Origin of the sequence: Alteromonas sp. H39 (assembly GCF_047556435.1) — a bacterium.
Taxonomy (GTDB): Bacteria; Pseudomonadota; Gammaproteobacteria; order Enterobacterales; family Alteromonadaceae; genus Alteromonas.
Genome location: NZ_CP180210.1, coordinates 759,608 through 779,381, shown reverse-complemented (window position 1 = coordinate 779,381; position 19,774 = coordinate 759,608). Strand labels below are relative to the sequence as shown.

At 49.8% G+C, this 19,774-nt stretch carries 18 protein-coding genes; 5 read left to right on the top strand and 13 right to left on the bottom strand.

Annotation, left to right across the window (positions count from 1 at the left end; genetic code table 11):
• Positions 1-34 precede the first annotated feature (34 nt).
• A complete protein-coding gene (locus tag ACLBLI_RS03310; protein WP_414829742.1) occupies positions 35-490 on the bottom strand; it encodes a DUF2177 family protein in 456 nt (151 codons plus the stop codon).
• Between the two features lie 112 nt (positions 491-602).
• Here ACLBLI_RS03310 and ACLBLI_RS03305 point away from each other — a divergent pair, with 112 nt between their 5' ends.
• Complete coding sequence (locus ACLBLI_RS03305; RefSeq protein WP_414829741.1) at positions 603-749, top strand: hypothetical protein; 147 nt, start codon at positions 603-605, stop codon at positions 747-749.
• Here ACLBLI_RS03305 and ACLBLI_RS03300 read toward each other — a convergent pair.
• On the bottom strand, positions 720-1,043 hold the full coding sequence (locus ACLBLI_RS03300; protein ID WP_414829740.1) for a BolA family protein: 324 nt from the start codon (positions 1,041-1,043) through the stop codon (positions 720-722). The two genes, ACLBLI_RS03305 and ACLBLI_RS03300, sit on opposite strands and share 30 nt — an antisense overlap.
• A 23-nt stretch (positions 1,044-1,066) precedes the next feature.
• Positions 1,067-1,696 carry an alpha-ketoglutarate-dependent dioxygenase AlkB family protein gene (locus ACLBLI_RS03295; protein WP_414829739.1) on the bottom strand — a complete coding sequence of 210 codons (630 nt, stop codon included), beginning with the start codon at positions 1,694-1,696 and terminating at the stop codon, positions 1,067-1,069.
• A gap of 37 nt (positions 1,697-1,733) precedes the next feature.
• Here ACLBLI_RS03295 and ACLBLI_RS03290 point away from each other — a divergent pair, with 37 nt between their 5' ends.
• Together ACLBLI_RS03290 and ACLBLI_RS03285 are read left to right on the top strand one after the other, a co-directional pair.
• Positions 1,734-2,921: a methyltransferase gene (locus ACLBLI_RS03290; RefSeq protein ID WP_414829738.1), complete on the top strand. Its 1,188-nt coding sequence runs from the start codon at positions 1,734-1,736 to the stop codon at positions 2,919-2,921.
• A gap of 10 nt (positions 2,922-2,931) precedes the next feature.
• Positions 2,932-3,528, top strand: a complete 597-nt coding sequence (locus ACLBLI_RS03285) for a peptidylprolyl isomerase (protein ID WP_414829737.1) — start codon at positions 2,932-2,934, stop codon at positions 3,526-3,528.
• 137 nt (positions 3,529-3,665) lie between these two features.
• Here ACLBLI_RS03285 and ACLBLI_RS03280 read toward each other — a convergent pair whose 3' ends face one another.
• From ACLBLI_RS03280 to efp, 5 genes are all read right to left on the bottom strand, one after another.
• Positions 3,666-4,169 carry a GNAT family N-acetyltransferase gene (locus tag ACLBLI_RS03280; protein ID WP_414829736.1) on the bottom strand — a complete coding sequence of 168 codons (504 nt, stop codon included), beginning with the start codon at positions 4,167-4,169 and terminating at the stop codon, positions 3,666-3,668.
• Positions 4,166-4,795 carry a gamma-glutamylcyclotransferase gene (locus ACLBLI_RS03275; RefSeq protein ID WP_414829735.1) on the bottom strand — a complete coding sequence of 210 codons (630 nt, stop codon included), beginning with the start codon at positions 4,793-4,795 and terminating at the stop codon, positions 4,166-4,168. The genes ACLBLI_RS03280 and ACLBLI_RS03275 overlap by 4 nt, the downstream gene beginning before the upstream one ends.
• 194 nt (positions 4,796-4,989) lie before the next feature.
• Positions 4,990-7,512 carry a TonB-dependent receptor gene (locus ACLBLI_RS03270; protein ID WP_414829734.1) on the bottom strand — a complete coding sequence of 841 codons (2,523 nt, stop codon included), beginning with the start codon at positions 7,510-7,512 and terminating at the stop codon, positions 4,990-4,992.
• A gap of 348 nt (positions 7,513-7,860) precedes the next feature.
• Complete coding sequence (epmA, locus tag ACLBLI_RS03265) at positions 7,861-8,826, bottom strand: elongation factor P--(R)-beta-lysine ligase (RefSeq protein WP_414829733.1); 966 nt, start codon at positions 8,824-8,826, stop codon at positions 7,861-7,863.
• Between the two features lie 37 nt (positions 8,827-8,863).
• The gene (gene efp, locus ACLBLI_RS03260; RefSeq protein WP_414829732.1) at positions 8,864-9,433 is read right to left on the bottom strand and encodes an elongation factor P; all 570 of its coding nucleotides are present in this window, start codon (positions 9,431-9,433) and stop codon (positions 8,864-8,866) included.
• 36 nt (positions 9,434-9,469) lie between these two features.
• Between efp and epmB the strand changes: the two genes are divergently transcribed.
• Positions 9,470-10,495, top strand: coding sequence for an EF-P beta-lysylation protein EpmB (gene epmB, locus ACLBLI_RS03255; protein WP_414829731.1), 1,026 nt, complete (start codon positions 9,470-9,472; stop codon positions 10,493-10,495).
• 1 nt (position 10,496) lies between these two features.
• Here epmB and ACLBLI_RS03250 read toward each other — a convergent pair whose 3' ends face one another.
• Positions 10,497-10,688, bottom strand: a complete 192-nt coding sequence (locus ACLBLI_RS03250) for a hypothetical protein (RefSeq protein WP_414829730.1) — start codon at positions 10,686-10,688, stop codon at positions 10,497-10,499.
• A 116-nt stretch (positions 10,689-10,804) separates the two neighbouring features.
• On the opposite strand from ACLBLI_RS03250, the gene ACLBLI_RS03245 reads away from it, so the two are divergent.
• Positions 10,805-11,119 carry a hypothetical protein gene (locus ACLBLI_RS03245; RefSeq protein WP_414829729.1) on the top strand — a complete coding sequence of 105 codons (315 nt, stop codon included), beginning with the start codon at positions 10,805-10,807 and terminating at the stop codon, positions 11,117-11,119.
• Between the two features lie 197 nt (positions 11,120-11,316).
• On the opposite strand, the gene ACLBLI_RS03240 is transcribed toward ACLBLI_RS03245, so the two are convergent.
• From ACLBLI_RS03240 to ACLBLI_RS03225, 4 genes are all read right to left on the bottom strand, one after another.
• Positions 11,317-12,621: a hypothetical protein gene (locus tag ACLBLI_RS03240; RefSeq protein WP_414829728.1), complete on the bottom strand. Its 1,305-nt coding sequence runs from the start codon at positions 12,619-12,621 to the stop codon at positions 11,317-11,319.
• Between the two features lie 120 nt (positions 12,622-12,741).
• Complete coding sequence (locus ACLBLI_RS03235; protein ID WP_414829727.1) at positions 12,742-13,422, bottom strand: HAD family hydrolase; 681 nt, start codon at positions 13,420-13,422, stop codon at positions 12,742-12,744.
• Positions 13,423-13,452: 30 nt separating this feature from the next.
• Positions 13,453-14,973, bottom strand: a complete 1,521-nt coding sequence (locus ACLBLI_RS03230) for a GAF domain-containing protein (RefSeq protein WP_414829726.1) — start codon at positions 14,971-14,973, stop codon at positions 13,453-13,455.
• Positions 14,970-19,514 carry an EAL domain-containing protein gene (locus ACLBLI_RS03225; RefSeq protein WP_414829725.1) on the bottom strand — a complete coding sequence of 1,515 codons (4,545 nt, stop codon included), beginning with the start codon at positions 19,512-19,514 and terminating at the stop codon, positions 14,970-14,972. The genes ACLBLI_RS03230 and ACLBLI_RS03225 overlap by 4 nt, the downstream gene beginning before the upstream one ends.
• Positions 19,515-19,774 lie beyond the last annotated feature (260 nt).

Genomic DNA, 19,774 nt, shown 5'->3' with positions numbered 1-19,774 from the left:
TCGGCCTTTTGATCATTAAGCAAATCTACTGCCGTTACCGTCGCGCATGAGGTCCACTGACCTGCGTATCTTTTTTCAACTGAAAACCAACCCAGCCGGCCATAGCGCATATTCCGGTAACAGTCACTCCCCAGCACCAGTCAACCAGCGCCAGCGTCAGCGAAAACCCGTCGATCAGGCTGTAGTTGGTCAGATTATAAGTGCCGTAACTTGCCAGCCCCAGAAGCGCCCCATCGATACCCGCGTAATAAAGCGGCTTGTCGCGGTTAGCCACCACCGCAAGCACAAATATAACGCCAGCGTATAAAAGGTAAAACACGCCCCACGGCCAGGTTATCACCTGGTCGCGCAGCAGACCTTCCATTTCAGCGCGATACCAGTCGCCGGCTATCAGTCCAAGCCATATCCCATCTAATACGCCGAAGCACACCATGATGGCGAGTAAAGAAAAAACGATATTAGGAGCAAATCGAAGAATGTTGGCGAGCATGGCGTGTTCATTATTATTGATAAGATGTGCGCGATAGTGTGCACGTACCGTAAACAATTCACAATGGCTTGCGCGCCATACACGTCATGCTGCTCTAGTTTATGTCAGAAGATTGGGACGGGTAGCGTTGCTGGCTCTGGCTCTGGCTCTGGCTCTGGCTCTGGCTCTGGCTCTGGCTCTGGCTCTGGCAGTTATGCTGTTACGCGTAGTGAAAGCTGAAAACAGTAACTTACTGGCTATCGAGTTTACTGCCACCTAAGCACGCCGGCGATTCAGCAAACGTGCCGCCTCTTGCTTCCCACTCCTGCGGCGTATGCGTATGCAGTGCCAGCGCGTGCACAGGGCCATTTAGCGCGTCACTGAGCAGCGTGTTCACCTCACGATGGCGGGCAATCAGGCGCTTGCCCTCGAACTGTGTGGTCACAATAGTGACCTTAAAATGACTTTGCGCACCATCAGGTACATTGTGCATATGGCTTTCATCCTGGACATCCAGAAGCTGCGGACTAAGCGCCTCTGTCAGTGTGGACTCGATAAAAGCTTTTACATTCATTTGCCAACCTCGCAACGGCGCATTCAGCGCGGATAAAGAAATCGAAACGTCAGGTTAATTCTACCATCAATAGGCTTTTGGGTCTTGGCGATACCGTGAACATAATGTGATTGCGTGGCTCCCCCCATCACCAGCAAACTGCCGTGTTCCAGTACTTGCGTATAGCGCTTACCCGTCTCGCGGTGCTTGAAAATAAACGGGCGCGCTTCGCCTAATGTCACTGAGGCAATCGTCGGATTGGGCCCAAGTTCAGGCTCATCGTCTGCGTGCAGGCTCATGCTGTCCTGCCCGTGTCGATACCAGTTTGCCAAAACACTATTGAAGCGATGCGCCAACGTTGCCTCACAACGCTGCTTTATTTCAGACAAGGTGGGTGTCCAGGGCTTGGGCGTCATCGTCAGTCCGGAATAGGTGTACGCACATTCCGGATCCCCATGCCACGATTGCAAACGGGGAATTTTTACCGCCTTACCAAACAGTTTAATGGTATCCTGTGACCAGGGGAGTTCGGTTTCCAACGCTTGTTGAAAACCGCTGGCCTCTGGTGCTGTTAACCACGATGGGTAATAACGTACATCGGCTTCAGGCAATGCCAGATCCAACGGCTCATCACTGTTGTTATCAAGGCTATCCCCGAATAAAGAAAACTGCACAACGACTCCCCAAGGTTTTAAGCAATAACGACAGACAATGAACAATACGCATTTTTCACATGCAGGGCGAAGTTTCAACCTGATCCGCTACCCTGCCAACCACCAGCACAAAAGTTTACAGGCCTGGGACAGTGCTGACGAACTGCTTATGTCTCACTGTGATGATACGTTACAGGACGACGCCCGGCTCATGATCTTCAACGACGATTTTGGCGCACTGGGATGCTGGTACGCGCATAATCAGCCCCTGTGGATATCTGACTCCTGGATTGCGCACCGCTCCTTACAGGAAAATCTGAATGCCAATGGGCTAACCTGCGACATCAGTGATACAGGCAGGGTCTCTTCGCCAGTTAACGCACTGACCAGCGTTGATGCGTTATCTGTAACCCCGACAACGGTTATTATTAAAATACCGCGCACACTGGCCTTACTGGAGCAACAACTGATTGATTTACGCCGTTGCATTTCTGCGGATACCCAGCTGGTTGCGGCAGGTAAAGTCAAAGCCATTACCAGGTCGGTGCTGGCACTGTTTGAAAAATATATCGGGCCTACCACCACTTCGCTGGCGAAAAAGAAGGCCAGGTTGATATTCTGCACCCCGTCCGAGCCCTTACCGACGGTAAAATCTTCCCCTTTCCCTACACGTTGGACTGCCAGACTGGCAACGGGACAATCCGTGTCTGTGGCGAACCACGCCAACGTATTTTCACGCCAGTCACTGGATATTGGCGCCCGGTTTATGCTTGAGCATATGCGTGTGGAAAACACCGACAAGGTGATCGATCTGGGCTGTGGAAATGGCGTGCTGGGTTTAAACGCGCTGTCAATGGCTCCCCAATGTCATGTGACGTTCGTGGATGAATCCTTTATGGCACTGGCCTCAGCGCACCAGAATGTGGCCGAGAACTTCCCGGATAAACTGGAGCAGTGCCGGTTTGAGCCCAGCAACTGTCTGGAAACCTTGCTGAATGAACCAGACCACAACAGCTATACCAAGGTGCTGTGTAACCCACCGTTCCACCAGCAAAATACCATTACCGACCATATTGCCTGGCAAATGTTTCATGACTCCCGCGAACTGCTGGTAAAAGGTGGCCATCTGATTGTGGTAGCGAACCGTCACCTCGATTATCACGTAAAGCTCAAACGACTGTTTGGTGGTGTGAAGGTACTTGCAAGCCAGCAGAAATTCGTTATTTTGAGTGCAGCCAAACGATAAGGAAGCTTTTATGATTCGACTACTGATTGCCGCATTGTTGCTGGTAACGGCCAGCGTCGCAGCCAAAGACAAGCAGGATGGTTCGCATGTGCAGCCGGACAACTATTATCCGCGAGTGAAAATGGAAACCACCATGGGTGACATCGTGGTTGAACTCGACCGGCGCCGTGCGCCGATTACGGTAAACAACTTTTTACGGTATGTGGACAAACAGGCATTCAACGGCACCATATTTCATCGCGTTGTACCAGGCTTTGTGGTTCAGGGCGGTGGTTACACGCCGGAGTTTGATGAGAAATCCAAATTCCCTGAAATTTTTAATGAATCAGGTAATGGTTTGAAAAATGAAATTCACACGATTGCCATGGCACGTCAGAACGATCCACATACAGCCAACCGTCAGTTCTTCTTCAACGTGAATAACAATACCAGCCTGGATCCCGGTCGGGAGTGGGGTTATGCCGTGTTTGGTATGATTGTGGAAGGCGGCGATATCGTTGATAAAATGTCTGAAGTGGAGACTGAATATTCGCTGCGTTTAAATGCACCCAATGTGCCGGTTGAGCCAATCATTCTGGAAAAAGTGACATTACTGCCTCCGTTCTAACCGGAAAACTGATATCAGGCCTTCAGTGTCTGGCGCATACCGAACAGCCCGCTTAAGCGGGCTGTTTCATAGTGAAAAGTGAGCAGGCACTTCACGTTGTCGTTAACCGCGGGAAGCTTCCGCTGACAGCATCGTTGTTACTGGAACAAATCACGCCAGTAGAGGTACTCCTCCTTACCACTGTGGCAGATTTTGCCGATTCGGGAAAAGCCTGCGGAAATCAGAATTCTCTGTGACGCTTTGTTATCAAGATGCGTCATTGCGGTAATGCGGGGACTGAGTTTCACCTCACATGCCCACGCACACAATGCCTTCACCGCACCTTTGATAATCCCCTTACCGCGAGCCTCCGGTAACAGGGCAAACCCCAGATCCGGCCAGTCAAAGCTATCGCGGGTCACAAAACCGCACATTCCAAATGCCTGCTCGTGCTCGGTATCTTCCACAGCTAACAAGCCAAAGCCATTGTCTTCCCAGCTTTTATTGCAACGCATGATGTACTGTCTGGCAGAGTCGATATCGGTAACCCCCCGATCACCGATGAAACGCTGCCAGAGCGCGTCGTTGTTTAATCTAAGTACCCACTCTGCATCGTCCTGATGCAGCCGGCGTAAACGAATATGTCCTGATTGAATCATCATAAATATGCCTCCATTAATGCATCGATACGCGCACAAACCGATTTTGGCACACGCCCGGCTCGCGGATACACCGGATTATCGCGATCAAAGTTGCGGGGATGCTGCCACAGCGCCGTGTTTTTCAGGAACTTAACCGCTTCCTCCTCGCCGCCATGTTCAATGCATCCGGCCATGCAGGTGTCGATATACGTCTGGCTTACCGGAAAGTCGTTATCGGCGGGTTGTTGCAACAGCGTCTCGCAAATCCATAGTGAACGGGTTTCCAGCCAGGGCAAAAGCAGCTCGCTTGCCTCTCTAGACAGGTTAAATTCCAAATCCGCCGTACTCACGCTAACGAACTGATAATCCTTTTCCCGCTCGGCCAGACTGGGATCCATTTTGCTTGGCAATAACTGGGCGTTCAGTTTCGCGTTGCTATCCGGCACAGCACCAACGTAAGTCTGCTTTTCAGCTTCACTGCGTGTCAGCCATGCACGGGAAAAACCATTCACCATCACCGGTATGCCGTCATGGGGGATCGCCGAAAAACGTTGACGGCTGTCGGTATTCATCAGACTGCCATAGCCTAATACGATATGCTTTTCGTCAATATCTGACATCCAGCGCGCGATTGTTGACGCATCCATAGACTGCTCCCATTAACTTTAAAGACAGAGCCTACAAGGGTTGTAAGCGATACGCAAAGACGTTTTTACTGCATGACGTGAACCGGTGAGCCGCTCAACAGCAGATACAAAAAATGCAGTGTGCCGATAAAGACACACTGCATTTTGAACGGTAACCGCAGTGGCTGAGATCAGCCACAATAAGGCATCTCATTTTAGAAGTATGCGCGCACACCCAGCGTCAGATTGCGACCAGGCAATGGTGCTTTGTCTTTTAAGAACGACGTATGTACCCGCGCTTCTTCATCAGTAAGGTTGTCTCCTTTGGCAAAGAGCACCCAGTCAATACCGGTATGATTGAACTCATACTGCACGCTGGCATCAATCAGCGTGTAACCGTCGGTTACCGTTTCATAAGCGGCCAACTGGTCCTGCTCATCGTGCCAGGTTGCGCCCAGCGACGCGCTCAGGCCATCGTTGACATAGCTAAACTCAGTGCCAACCCGCATAGGCGGTATACGCGGCAGATTATCTCCATCTACCTCTGCATTGATCAGGTCAGAAAACACCGTCACCCGCCATTGATCATTCAAATCGTAGTATCCCTCAGCTTCCATTCCCCAGATATCCGCATCGGCTTGCTGAAAGTAGAATACCGGTAAGCCTTCATCAGCGTGCGCTTCATGCTCAGCTTCGGATTCTTCCTCTTCATGCTCCTCACTAAGCGTATTCAGGCCGGTAGCACTCTGATAGATATAGTCGTTGGCCTGATTGTAGAAAAACGATACTGAGTACCCCCAGTCACCGGTAAACTTGCGAAAAGTGAGGTCAATATTCGTGCTGACTTCCTCTTTTACGTCACGCAGCGATTCGCTGATTTCACCGTCTTCATCCATGTCGAACACCAGTCCTACCTCAAAGGTTTCGGTTGCCAGATGCTGTCCGGCGGCAAACAATTCCTGCAGACTTGGTGCGCGTTCGCTGCGAGACAATGTCAGCGCAACAGCCTGTCCGGTGACATATTCCCAATTGAACCCGGCAGACAATGAAGTCGCGGTGAAATCATAGGTATTAAAGTCATACGTGTGCAGTCCATCTTCATGGTCCAGCTCGTCGTCATGTCCTTCTTCGTGGCCCTCTTCGTGCTCCTCATCATGGTCGTGATCACCGTGATCCACGTGTAAATCAACCATGGTGTCAGCCGCATCATACTCTGTGCGTTCAACCCTGCCGCCTAACTCAAAGGTCACATCGCCAACATGTCGCTGCTCCACCAGATACACCGCATAGCTGTTAGAATCAGTTGCTGGCGTAAATGCTTCATCCCCGATGGCCTCGTATTCTGCATCATTGAACTGCAGGCCTAATACGCCGTGCCAGCCTGCCACCTCTTCATGAGTAACAGAAAACCGGATATCACTGGACTTGTTTGAAAACACTGTGCCAATCTCGTTGCCTTCTATTTCAGCATGCTCATAGTCTGTATACGCTGCGGCGAATTTTGCATTAGTGATAAATTCGATGGGAGAGTGCCATTCACCGGCAAGCTGGTAGCGGGTCATGTCCACGTCAAGCATCACGCCTTCTTCGGCCTCATCAGCATGAGCCTCGTGCTCTTCTTCAGTCTCGCCCTCATGATCATGCTCTTCCTCGCCGTGAGCATGTGCGTGTCCGGGCACACCGTACAGGTTATCCAGCTTTTCTACGGCGAAACCAAAGTAACCTTCATCTTCCACCCAGGACAGTCCGGCGGTGAAGTCGGTGGTTTCCATGCTGCTGTTTTCCAGCGTGCCTCTGGGCTCATCTTCATCCGGGGAAACCGAAGCATAACCGGGAATATCCACGTTTTCTGTATCACGGGAATAGGCGTCAAAATGATACGCCAGCTTGCCCTGATTACCGGTGACATCGACTTTGCCATATTTGCCTTCATCTACGGTGCTATAGCTGACTTCCGCCTCGCCCTCAACGCCATAGGGCAGTTCGCGAGGGATCCGGTTATCTACCACGTTGACCACGCCACCGATAGCGCCGCTGCCAAACTGCAGTGTCGCCGGCCCTCGCAACACTTCTACCTGGGTCGCACTGGAGGTATTGCTGGCCACGTTATGATCAGGCCCTACCCGGGATACATCTGACACATCCAGGCCGTTCTGCACAATCTTCACACGCGGGCCATTGTTTCCGCGAATGATTGGGCTGCTGGATACGGGCCCAAAATACGTGCTATGCACACCCGGCGTCTGTTTCAGGGTTTCCCCTAACGTCGGCTGCTGAATTTTTTTCAATGCTTGCGCACCAATCACTGTCACTGGCGTAACGGATTCCAGTACCGAGGTTTGCATTGCGGTTGCCGTAACAACAATATTTTCTACGGAAGCGGGCTCCAGTACAAAATCGACCTGCTGATTACCGGATACATCACCCAAATCATTATCGCCATGGATGTGACGGTCGCTATACACGTGCAGGTGAATATGCGAAAGCGGCACGTCCGCCAGCGTGTACTCACCCTGATCATTCGTATAGGCGGTCTTGCGCGACCCTTCGACCTCGATACGCGCGCCGGAAACCGGCTTGCCGTCAACACTGGTAACTTTCCCGGTTACTGTGACAGGCGCACTATTAGCTGTACCAGCCAATCCTGCCTGTAATATCTGGCTGGAATGCGCAAGCGCCACCGGACTGGCTGAACATGCCGCAGCCACTGTCAGTGCGAGTAGCGAATGTTTGAACATGGTTATCTTTTTCCGTTTATTGTTTAACTAATGTGATGTTATAACATTTTTACCGCTTCACTTTTTGATGTCAATGGTAGATTTAGTGGTAGCGGCAAACAGAAGGTTTTGAGAGATAAGTGGAATACACCGAATAACCACTGACAGGCGCTTCTGTTTTAGCGTGCCAGGGCGTTAACGTTGCCGGGCTATGACGCTGGCTGAAGCCGTTTGTAGACTAAGTAAAGGCCAGAGAAACGCTTGCGTCTTTACTATTTATTGGGAACAACAGGGCGTTTTGAGCCTGCGGCAAGTCAATGGGTGGGCGTCGTGAATACAGGCCATAATGCAGATATTGGAAAAAGCGCACTATGCGGTGGCGACGGGAAAACTGATAACCTCGCTGATTGAGGATGCGCCGGTTTTCAGCATCAGCAGTCGATCGATGCCCAGCGCCACACCCGCGCAATCGGGCAAACCTGACTCCAGGGCCTGCAGCAAATGTTCGTCAACCGGTTTCTCAGGAAGCCCCATTGACTTACGCTGGGCGTTATCCGCAATAAACCGCTTGCGCTGCTCCGTGGCGTCACTTAACTCATAAAAACCGTTGGCCAGCTCTATGCCTTTAAAATACACCTCGAAGCGGTCTGCAGTGCGTGGGTCGCAGGCGTTAATTTTAGCCAGAGCGGCCTGGGAGGCCGGAAACCCGTAAACCATCACCGGGCGGTCAAGGCCAATTTTCGGCTCAATTTCCTGACTGAATAGGAGCTGTAAAATGCTGTCTTCATCCAGTGTTTCCGGCGCGCTGATGTCAATATTGAAACGCGCCAACGCGTCAATCAATTCAGTCAGTGATGTGCCGAGCGGGTCGATGCCGGTATAGTCGAGAAAGACATGCTGATAGCTGACTTTGTCGGCAGGCTCACATGCCAGTGTGGCGACTAGCAGCGCATCGACCTCTGCCATCAGATCCTGATGATCAAAGCCCGGCCGGTACCACTCGAGCATGGTAAATTCGGGATTATGGTAACGCCCCTGTCCTTCGTGCCGAAAGGCTTTGCAAATTTGATAGATTGGGCCGCTATCTGCACACAGCAACCGCTTCATGGCGTATTCCGGTGAGGTCTGTAGCCAGAGCGCTTGCGGCTTTCCCGTTGCCGAATGATCAAATAGAGTGTGAAAAGCGTCCAGATGCACATCGGTAACGGTAGCCGAAGACAACAAAGGGGTGTCCACTTCCAATACCTGTCTGTCGTCAAAAAAAGCCCGCAGGGTTTTCAGTAAGGTTGCGCGAGCAAGACGCGCCTGATGTGTGGTAGTGGGTTGCCAGGACATAGCAGTGGCGTGCACCTGACAGGTGCACGCTATTCACTTATTTTTGTACGCGTGACACGTATTCGCCAGAGCGGGTATCGACCTTGATAACTTCGCCGGTTTGCACGAACAAGGGGACACGCACTACGGCGCCAGTGCTAAGTTTTGCTGGCTTGCCGCCGGTGCCCGCAGTATCGCCTTTCAGACCCGGATCGGTTTCCGTAATTTCCAACTCCACAAAGTTAGGTGGCGTCACGGTAATTGGAGAGCCATTCCACAGTGTGATGGTACATACATCATTCTCTACCAGCCACTTTACGGAATCACCCACGGCTTTTTCATCCGCAGCGATTTGTTCGAATGTTTCGTTATTCATAAAGTGGTAGAATTCGCCGTCGGTGTACAGATAGGCAAGCTCGGTGTCCATGACATCCGCGCTTTCTACGCTTTCACCTGAACGGAACGTTTTTTCAAGCACTTTGCCTGAAATCAGTTTGCGAATTTTAACCCGGTTGAACGCCTGGCCCTTGCCCGGCTTTACGTATTCATTTTCCAGAATGTTACACGGTTCGCCATCCAGCATGATTTTCAGGCCGCCTTTGAACTCGTTAGTGCTGTAATTAGCCATAGATCCTCTGATAAAACATAAGGTGCAAAATACAAAGTGACGCAAATAATACCTAAAAAAGCGATTGCTGTAGAGCATAACTGGCAAAAAGAGTTGGCTTTTAGTTTCACCAACCCCGAAGACCTGCTCAGCTACCTGCAATTGCCCGTCAACGCCTATCACGAGGATAGCAAAGCGAGGCGGTTATTTCCCATGCGCGTGCCCCGGCATTTCGCTGCGCTGATGGAAAAAGGCAACCCGAACGACCCGCTGTTTAAGCAGGTTATGCCACTAAAGGACGAGTTTGTAGTAACACCGGGATTTAGTGAGGATCCGCTGGAGGAGCACGATACCGCCGCGCGTGGACTGTTGCACAAATATGAAAGCCGGGCACTGCTGATTGTGCGTGGTGGATGCGCGGTAAATTGCCGATATTGTTTTCGCCGCCACTTTCCTTATGCCGATAACAGCGTAAGCCGGTCACAGTGGGAAGAAACGCTGACGTATCTGCGAGCCCACAACGAAATAAATGAAGTGATTTTTTCAGGCGGCGATCCGCTAATGGCCAAAGACGCCCAACTTAAGTGGCTGGCAGAAGAAATTGCCAACATCCCGCACGTAAAACGTTTACGCATTCACACGCGGTTACCCGTAGTGCTTCCCGAGCGAATCGATGACGAGTTTGTAAGCTGGTTTACCAACCTGCCACTGCAGCGCCTCATGGTGTTACATATTAACCACGCCAATGAAGTCAGCGACTCTTTGCGTGCGCGCTTACTGCCATTACAACAAGCGGGAGTCACCCTACTCAACCAAGCGGTATTGCTTAAGGGAATCAATGATACGCCTGACTCGCAGGTGGCGCTGAATGAAGCCGTGTTCGAAGCGGGAATTTTACCCTATTACCTGCATGTACTGGACAAAGTGCAGGGTGCCGGACATTTCTTTGTGGATGATGAAGACGCGACTGTACTGATGCGCGACGTGATAAGACGTCTGCCAGGTTTTCTGGTCCCGAAACTCGTCAGAGAAATCGGCGGCCAGCCTGGCAAAACGCCAATAGACTTACGTCTGCACCCGTAATTTACGCGAAGGTATTAATGTTGGCACCTATCGCAGGATTTGCCGAAGTGCTTTTTGGTACGTCAGCGGCTGATTCCAGCAGCTGAAGCGTCGCTTGTCCCTCTTGTTTTTGCTGGTTTTTAGCCATTTTAAGAGAAGCCAACTCAAGTGACGCACCGGACGTTCCAGAGGTGTTTGCACCTTGTAGATCCATACCAGTTTCCTTTGTTGCTTGTCGCAAAGTTAAAAAGTAGGCAGAATTGCCCACTTCTCCTGTTATCGACAGGCACTAAACAATCTTTAGATTTTTTTTCATATTTCAGGAATCGCATGCAAGAAATTCATCAACAGCTTCAGGACACCATTCAAACATTGTATCGCAAATCCATTGATGCCGATCAGGCGCTTGACCGCCTTCAGCAAGACCAAAAAGGCAAATTTGCCGCGATTTTTCCTGCAGAAGCCGGGTTTAGTACACAAGCCAAGCGGTTTGGCCCTTATGTTGAAGAAGTAACCCGCGACTGGCAGGCACTCAAAGAAACGAATGAAGACGAGGCCAAAGTCGCCCTACCAGATCTGGTGAAAAAGATAGAAATGATGCTGACTACACTGGCTCATTTTCAGGCCACACTGAATAAAGGATAAGACTATTTCGGTCTGGCCCTGGCGCTGCATATGTCAGCGCATTATGAAGCTTTTTGTGGCTCTGAAAGCCGTATATGCATAATCATTACAACGAGCAAAGCGCCCGGTAGCGCGCTGCTCGATGACTTTTACATCGCCAATTTACGCAGTGTTCTGCCTGTCAGGAGTCGGTCGATACTCCTGGGCTTTCAACGCGGCTACTCGATGTGGCTTTGTTCGCCTCGCGAGTCAGCGTAAAGAGCCATAGCCTTAAGGCGCTGTTTTATTTCATTGACTTCCTGAAGGTACTTGTCGCTGTCTACCCGACCGTAAACCTCTTCGAATTTACGCTTACTCAGTCCTTCCGGCAGTCCTTCTACAGGTGGCATAAATAAATCTTCATTACTCACAGAACCAATCAGGTGCTGCACCTCTGCCGCTTTATCGGGATCGGTAGCTACCGCGGCAAACTCGACGCCTGCCATATCAGCAGCGAGGTCGACAAAACTATACCCACTGCCTCCCATCGCCCTGTCCATCAGTTCTTTAAACTCGCCGATGGCCAGAGATACCCCCTGCTCAGACAATAACTTCAGCGCGGCAGAAATGATAAAATGTCGAGCCAGATCTTCGCGGCCACGAAGGAGTGCTGGTTTGGCAGGCTTTAGCGCGCGCTCGGCGTCCGGTTGAATATCGCCAACAAAATTCGCAATACGATGATGACCAACAAATACGGCAAGAGCAAGAATAGCAGCCTTATTATGCAACACCGCGGTGTCAGATGTGCTGCGCTGTGCAGCCCGTGCCAACGTCAGTTGCAAATAGTCAGCAAGAGAGTGCGACTGTGTATCAATGGACAAATCCTGCCAGGAAATATAACGCAGATAATACGCAGTCAGATCGCGTAATTCGGTATCCTGTTCCACCGTTAACCCGTTCTTCACCTCATTAAGACGTTTTAATAAGCCATCAAGGGGCGCAAGACTCAGCGTCACATCATCATGGGTCATCGACACCTGCTCGACCTGGGCGCGTGCATAGGTGGCAATATCACTTTGGGTCCAGGTGTTTACCAGCCATTCGGCGATACCAATAGCCAGCGATCCGGGAAGCGTAAGATCCCCCAGGCTAACTTTATCAATAATCAACCTGTCTCCGGGTAACACCGCAATGCTTACGTTCAGGAAGCCGTGTCCGCGGGTGTAAGGCAGTGCCAAGGTAAGATAAATAGCGCTAACCTCAGGGGTTATATTCACCTGGCCGCGAAAGTCTGAAGTGGCACGTTGAACAAAGCCAACAAGAGAATCAAATTGCGACTCGGTGATGGTCAGTTGCTGGCTTTGGTGGCGGTCTTTCAAACTGCGCTCCAGCTGCGCCAGTAATGCATTTACCGTTTCGGCATTATTTACCTGTTCCGGGGCAGACGCATTGACCAGGGGATCTTTCTCGACAATAAATAAAACCGCTGTCACCAACAGAACGAACAGCAACGCCATAACAGCAAGTAGCGTGCGAAAAATCATTGAAGCAGTGTCCGGGAGTCAGGCGAATAAGGGGTATTTTTTGTCATGAGCATAAAATTTGCAACGTCTACATCGAGGCTGTAGACCCGTTAAGCGTATAAAAGTTCTTTTTTCAAACGGTTACTGCGAACGTATCTCCGCCTCAACCCATTCTCGAAGTGAGTTGTAACGTGAGGTTGCACTACTAAAATCGTGCTTTTCTGAATGCGATGTTGGCACGACGACACAGCGCATTCCCGCATTCACAGCAGCTTCCAGGCCATGTTGCGTATCTTCCACGGCGATACAGTGTTGGCTATTCGCGCCGAGTTGCGCAGCCGCCTTCAGGTAACAATCAGGTGCAGGCTTGCTTTGCTCAACGTCTTCTGCCGCGACTACGACCTGGATCCATTGTTCGAAGCCATACGCTTTAAGCGTTCGTTGTACCGACAGCCCGCTCCCACCGGTAACAATTCCCAATGTATACCCGGCCTCTGCACACGCCGCCAGGGCTTCTTTCGCATAAGGCATTAGCGGGAACGCCTGAGACTGCAAGAACCCCCTGGTTTTGGCGTGCTTGGCATTGGCAAGCACCTGCGGGTTCACATCCATTGCAAAGTGTCTGACCACATCTTTCGCGTTCTGGTTTACCGGTATCCCGGCCATTTCTGCACAGTAAAAATTTTCGTCCAGCGTTATCCCGTACGGGGAAAGCACCTCTTGCCACAGCTGAAAATGTGTCGCTTCAGAATCGATGAGTGTGCCGTCGTGATCGAACAAAATAACGCGAGTTGCAGACGTGACAGTTGTTGTTAGTGTCATAGCTATCCCAGACGTGTTGTGCACTTGGTCTTAGACGTGGTTACTGCGAATCTGATTGAAGAATCGCATCAGGCCTACGCGCGCTTTCTTCGCAAACAGAAAGTCAGACTTAGACCAGGGTAACGATGCCTCTCCTTTCACTTCTGTCCATTTTTCAAACGACTGGCGGGGAGACAACGAGCCGGTTTCACTCACTTGAGCTTTGCTCTTGTCAGGGTTACCGGCCCACTCTACTAATTGCTTTTCCGGTCTGCGAAAAATGTATAATCGGGTATTATCGCGTGAATGATCCAGCTTTATCACCATCACGCCTCTGACATCCCCTTCGTCTATGGCCTCCAGACCTTGCAATAAGCGAATATTGGTATTACTGAGGATATAATCTGAGGTGTCTTGTCGAAAATACTTGTCGATTTTGTTTAGCAGTGGAATATCTGCATCACCGGTAGAACAGGTCCAGCTGCCATTCATGACTACCGCTGAAAAGGTGCCGCTGCAGGTTACCGTCGTTTCATTCAGTAGCAGAGTCAACGCCTCGCCCGAACCATCAAGTAACGACATCTGCGCGGTAATACTGTTAATCTTGTCGTCGATTGTCGACAACAGTGACAGGCGCTGACGTGACAGAAAAGTGGCATAAATCGAGCAGAAATGTTTAACAAGCTGTTCAGACTGGTAACGGCTTTGTGCATCAACATGCAGATGCGATGGATGATGACACGACACAATCCCCCACAAATTTCCTGAAAGTATCACCGGTATAGAGAAGGATGTCGTTATGCCCATGTTCCTAAGATACTGGGCGTGAACCGGTGACACGCTACGCAGGTCAGACCACGTCAGGTCGGGGGGAGTATCACTGTCACCCAGAATGTCTACCGGCGGCTGATCAACATGGTCAATTAGCCGTGAGGGGTTTTCAAAGTACATCTTGCGTGCAATCTGAGGAATATCTGACGCTGGGAACTTGAGGCCAAGGTACTCAACATCATCCTTTCTTGCGTGCTCTGAAATCACCTCGCCTGTCCAGTCATCTTCAAACCGATAAAGCAGCAAACGATGAAAGGGCAAGACTGACGAAATGGCGGTGAGCAACTTCTCCCAGTAATCTTTTGCTTTCCATTCGGTATGCGTGGGAGGGTAAAGTATCGCTCTGAGTTCAGACAAGGACCAGTTGCTCCCCTGCAGATTCACTGGTTCAGCTTCTACGACAAAGGTATTCTCTCCACGCAAAACCCGCAGATTGACCTTTTTGCTCCCGATGCGGTGATCAAACCGGCATACACGAGCACCTTCACTTCTTCCAACCTCAGAGCACAGTGCTGTATCGAACCAGGTTTGCTCTGAAAGTGACTGACCCACAAGTGTTTCGGCCTTGATACCCAAAATGTCATTAGTATTGTCACTGACATAGCGGATCTGCATTGATTCGCTATCTGCCACCAAGAGCGCGCCAAAGTTTTGTATTTGTCCGCTTAAATGGAGCTGTTCCTTTTCACAGTTAGCAACAATATCTGTGCTGCTCAACTGAGCGTGCTTGGCATCACTCATGTTGACGGGTTACGTGATTTTTTAAGCAAATCCATAAACGCGTCCGGCGACATGGGCTCATTGAAGTAATAGCCTTGAGCAATCTCACATTCTGACTCCTTCAAAATGGTAAACTGCCTTTCCTCCTCGACGCCTTCTGCAACCACTTTCAACCCCATCGCAGCCCCCATTTTAATAAATGCCTGAGTTAACACACGACTATCGTCGTCCTCTGCAATATTCTTTATAAAGTCACGATCTATCTTGATTTCATTAATACGAAGCTTGCGTAGGTAAATAAGTGAAGACTGATTTAAAGCAAAGTCGTCGACACTGAGCTCAATTCCCATATCGGACAACTCTTGCAATGTACCTTTGATCTTCTCCATGCGATTGAGCAGTGCGTTCTCTGCTATCTCAAATTTAATCGCGCTGGACGGCACTTTATGCGTTTTCAGCATGTCAGCCACGCCGGATGCGAAGTCAGCCTGCTTTAATTGCTTCGTAGAAATATTAACTGATATCTGCGGCAACTCGATACCGTCACTGTCTTTTCGTGCAACAAGCTGAATCACCTTCTCCAGCGCCAGCATGCCTACACTATCAATGAGCTTACTTTTCTCTGCAATTTCAATCAACTGTGAGGCTGGTAATGACTTCAGTATGTCATCATCACTGCGCAACAGCGCTTCAGCCCCAACGACTACGCCAGTCAGTACTTCTACCTGTGGCTGCAGTAATACTTCGAAACTGTCATTGGATAACGCACCTCGTATTGCCTCTTCAACCTTAACGCGTTTGTCAGCCTCATCTTTCATCTGCTGAGTAAAATATTGGTACTGGTTGCGTCCTTTTTTCTTGGCGATGTACATCGCCTCGTCAGCATGTTTCAGCAAAGACTGATGGTTTTCACCATCGTTTGGATACACGGCGATGCCCACACTTGCTGAAATCCGAAGCTCATGCTCGTGAATATCGAATGGCATATCGATAAGCTCTATGATGCGCTTTGCCACATCGTCCACTTCACTGAGATCGTTAGCAGGTATCAGGGCAACAAATTCATCGCCTCCTAACCGGGCCAGCATATCAGTATCGCGGGTGCAGGTTTGTAATCGCCGGGTCACCTGTTTTAATAATGCGTCTCCCACATTATGACCCAGGTTATCATTCACCTGCTTAAAGTCATCCAGGTCAATGAACATCACACCACAGCGCGCTCCGGCACGGCTGGCATTGCTGATCATAAAGTTCAGACGCTCAGTCATGACACTGCGATTTGGCAGCTTGGTCAGTTCATCATGAGTAGCCAGGAATTCTATTTTTTTCTGTACGCCCTTGATTTCATTAACATCGCTATAAGTCGCTACGTAATTCTGGTGTTCACCATCGGCATCACGCACTTTATTGATCGTCACCCACATTGGGATTTCCTGACCGTTTTTATGCTGATTGATAATTTCACCCTGCCAATACCCTTTTTCTTCCAGGGTATTGAGCATGTTGTCGTAGAACTCGTCAGTATGCTGTCCAGACGCCAGTAACGTTGGCTTTTTACCAATAATGTCGCTAAGTGAGTATCCCGTAAACTCAGTAAAAGCGTCATTACTGGTGATAATTGTTTCGTCTTTATCCGTAATCAGGATAGCCTCACCCACCCTATCAAACAGCTTACCCGCCAGTTTTAACTGCTCGTTAGCATGACGGTTTTTAGTGATATCAGTGGCCTGCGTACAGATAGATTTGATAGTTCCTTCGGCGTCAAAAATCGGAAAGCGGACACTTTCCAGCACGATGCGGCCCCTGCCTAAATCGAAATCATCCACCGTTTTGATAGGTGTCAGCGTCCGCATGGTATCGAGATCTTTTTCACGGAAACTGATTGCCACGTCTCGCTCGAATAACTGTAAATCGGTCTTGCCTAATACATCTTTTGCTTCCACGCCGAAAATGTCTTCAAAACGCGCGTTCACAAATTCATAGCGCCCGGAGTTGTCTTTCAACGCCACGACAGCGAGCGAGTTATTCATTATTGATAACAGTTGTTCCTGGCTCTTTTCAATGCGCTCATGCGCCATAACCAATTCAGAATTATCAATAATGACCAGTATCGCGCCGGTGATCCGGTGTCGATTATTAAAAACTGGGGTAACGAATACGTTGTAAGTTTCTGAGGATGTTGGCTTTATAACAATGTTGGTTTTCGCGCCAGTCTGCAGCGTATTGCCGATGCGTCGCCCGATATCTTCAAAATAATCCGGCAGGTTCAGGTCCCCAAACATGCGCTGATAAGAGCCATTATTTAAGTGGAAACGCCGGTTTGCCGCATCATTAGTTCGGTTCAGGCGTAAATCGGTATCAAACACCAGGATCGGGAAATCCAGGGTATTGTAAACACTTTCCAGCTCATTATTGATAGCCGCCACTTCTGACGACTTTTTCATACTTTCTTCGTTTACGCTGATGAGCTCTTCATTGGTTGCCTGAAGCTCTTCATTCGTGGCTTCAAGCTCCTCATTATTCGCCTGCAGCTCTTCGTTGGCGGCCTGCACCTCTTCGTTCAGCGCCTGCATTTCCTCAGCGGAGGCTGCCATTTCCTCCGTCAGCGTTTGTAGCTGTTCTCTCGCCGCTATCAGCTCGGCGACATCGGCATTATCTGTATCATAATCACTGTTATCTTCTACCGGTGTGGCGGACTCTGCCTCCCGGAAGTTAATCAGATAATGCTCTGCATCCCGTTTTTCCAATGGGATCACGGCCAGCATCCAGGGGCGCTGGTGATCCGCCTCGACCTTACGACTGCGACTTAACGATATATCACCGGTACGCTTTGCTTTGTTCATTGCAGAAATCAATTCTGCGGAGAACTCTGGCGTAATCAGTTTGGACAGATTTAGCTCTGGTACTCCAGAAGGGAAATTAATAAAAGGCTTCAACCGGCCATAAGAGTGAAGCACCGAAAAGCGGGAATTTATGAGAATAGAAGGACCAAACTCTTCCAGCACAGCATTAGTAAAGATGCGTTCATAGCTGTTGCTTACGGCTTCTTTCACCCGAGGGGCGGGCATACTGCTTTTCAACATCTTAGGCACAACAGGTGGCTTGGTATTTTCGCTCACCTTGAAGATGCGACTGCGCCGGTCCAATGGCACAAAGAACTCTTCTTTCAGACCAATAGATTCGGATTTACCTAAAAACAGGACGCCATCATCTACCAGAGAGTAACGGAACAGCGACAACACACGGTGCTGCAGGTCGTTATTGAAATAGATCAACACGTTACGGAAAGACACCATATCGACATGCAGAAATGGCGGATCGCGGGTAATGTCCTGACGGGAAAATGTTATTGAGTCACGCAGCTTTTTATTTGGATAGTACGCGTAATTTGTGAGCTTAAAGTACTTATCGACCAACTCGGTATCAAGACTGTTTACTGCATGGGGACTGTAAGCCCCTTTGCGAGCAACAGCCAGCGCATGGTCATCAATATCGGTGGCAAAAATCTGAAGTTTACATGCTTTGCTCTGCACTTCGATTTCTTCCAGAAACAGAATTCCTATTGAATAGGCCTCTTCCCCGGTGGCACACCCGGCCACCCACACGCGTACGTTATCCGTTTCACCTTTACGTTCAATAATGTCCGCGATGTAGCCCCTGATCGCTTTGAACGCGTGCTTATCGCGGAAAAAATCAGTGACCGAAATAAGCAGCTCTTTTGCCAGTGCTGTGACTTCTTCCGGATGCTTCTCAAGGTAGGCCAGGTATTCGGTAAGGCTATTCTTCTGGGTGGCTATCAGACGCCGGTTTACCCGCCGTAACAAGGTCGACTGTTTATAAAAACTGAAATCAATTTTTGTCGCTTCACGAATTTTATTGTAAAGCGCTGACATTAACTCGGCTCTGGCCTCCTCCGATGGCGGAAAAAAACTACGAGCAAAGTTTTGCGAGATATGCGCAATTTCCTGACCAATATCTTCAGGTTCCAGGATTTTATCGACATCAACCGTTTCAAGCGCAGACTGCGGCATACCATCATATTTGCTGGAACGCGGATCTTGCACCAACGCAAACCCACCGACGCCTTTTATTGCTTTCAGCCCTCTGGCGCCATCGTTGCCAGTGCCGGAGAGCACCACCCCGATAGCGTGGTCTCCCAACTCATCGGCCAGACTCTCGAACAGTAAGTTTACCGCCGGCTTGGGCGCAATTTCAGCGGGCTCGGTCTCAAGGTGCAGTGTACCATTGCGATAAAGAATGTGATGCCCGGGAGGCCCTACGTAAACCGTGTTTTTCTCTACCACCATCCCATGGCTAATTTCTTTGACAGGGAAGGTGGTTTCACGGGCAAGAATATCCGCCATCTGGCTTTTGTGGCTGGGTGAAAGGTGTTGTGCAACAATCAGCGATGCATTTAGGTCATCGGGGAGTCCCGCTACCAGACCTATAAGTGCCTCAATACCACCAGCAGAAGAGCCCACGCCTACTACAAACGGTGCTTTCTGGGAGTGCTTTTCTGCCTTTTCGGTGTCCATTTCCATCTTGTCTGTTCGACCTTTCACTATTTCTTTAACATATTCGTTGTACCGGCTTTAGACATTTGTCTAAAACGAGACGTTAGCACAATTTTTTGAGACGTGACATTAAACAATTGAACGTAAAATAAACAGCGCTGCATGTCTGTGTGAGCGCGTAAATTTCATGCTTCGATAGCGCTGCTTACCAGGTACCATCGCCTCGTTTCACGCTTATTTTTCGACCTTGCCTGTAATGCGTGAGAGTCGACTACGTAGTAACAAATTCGGTTTACCCGTTTATATGC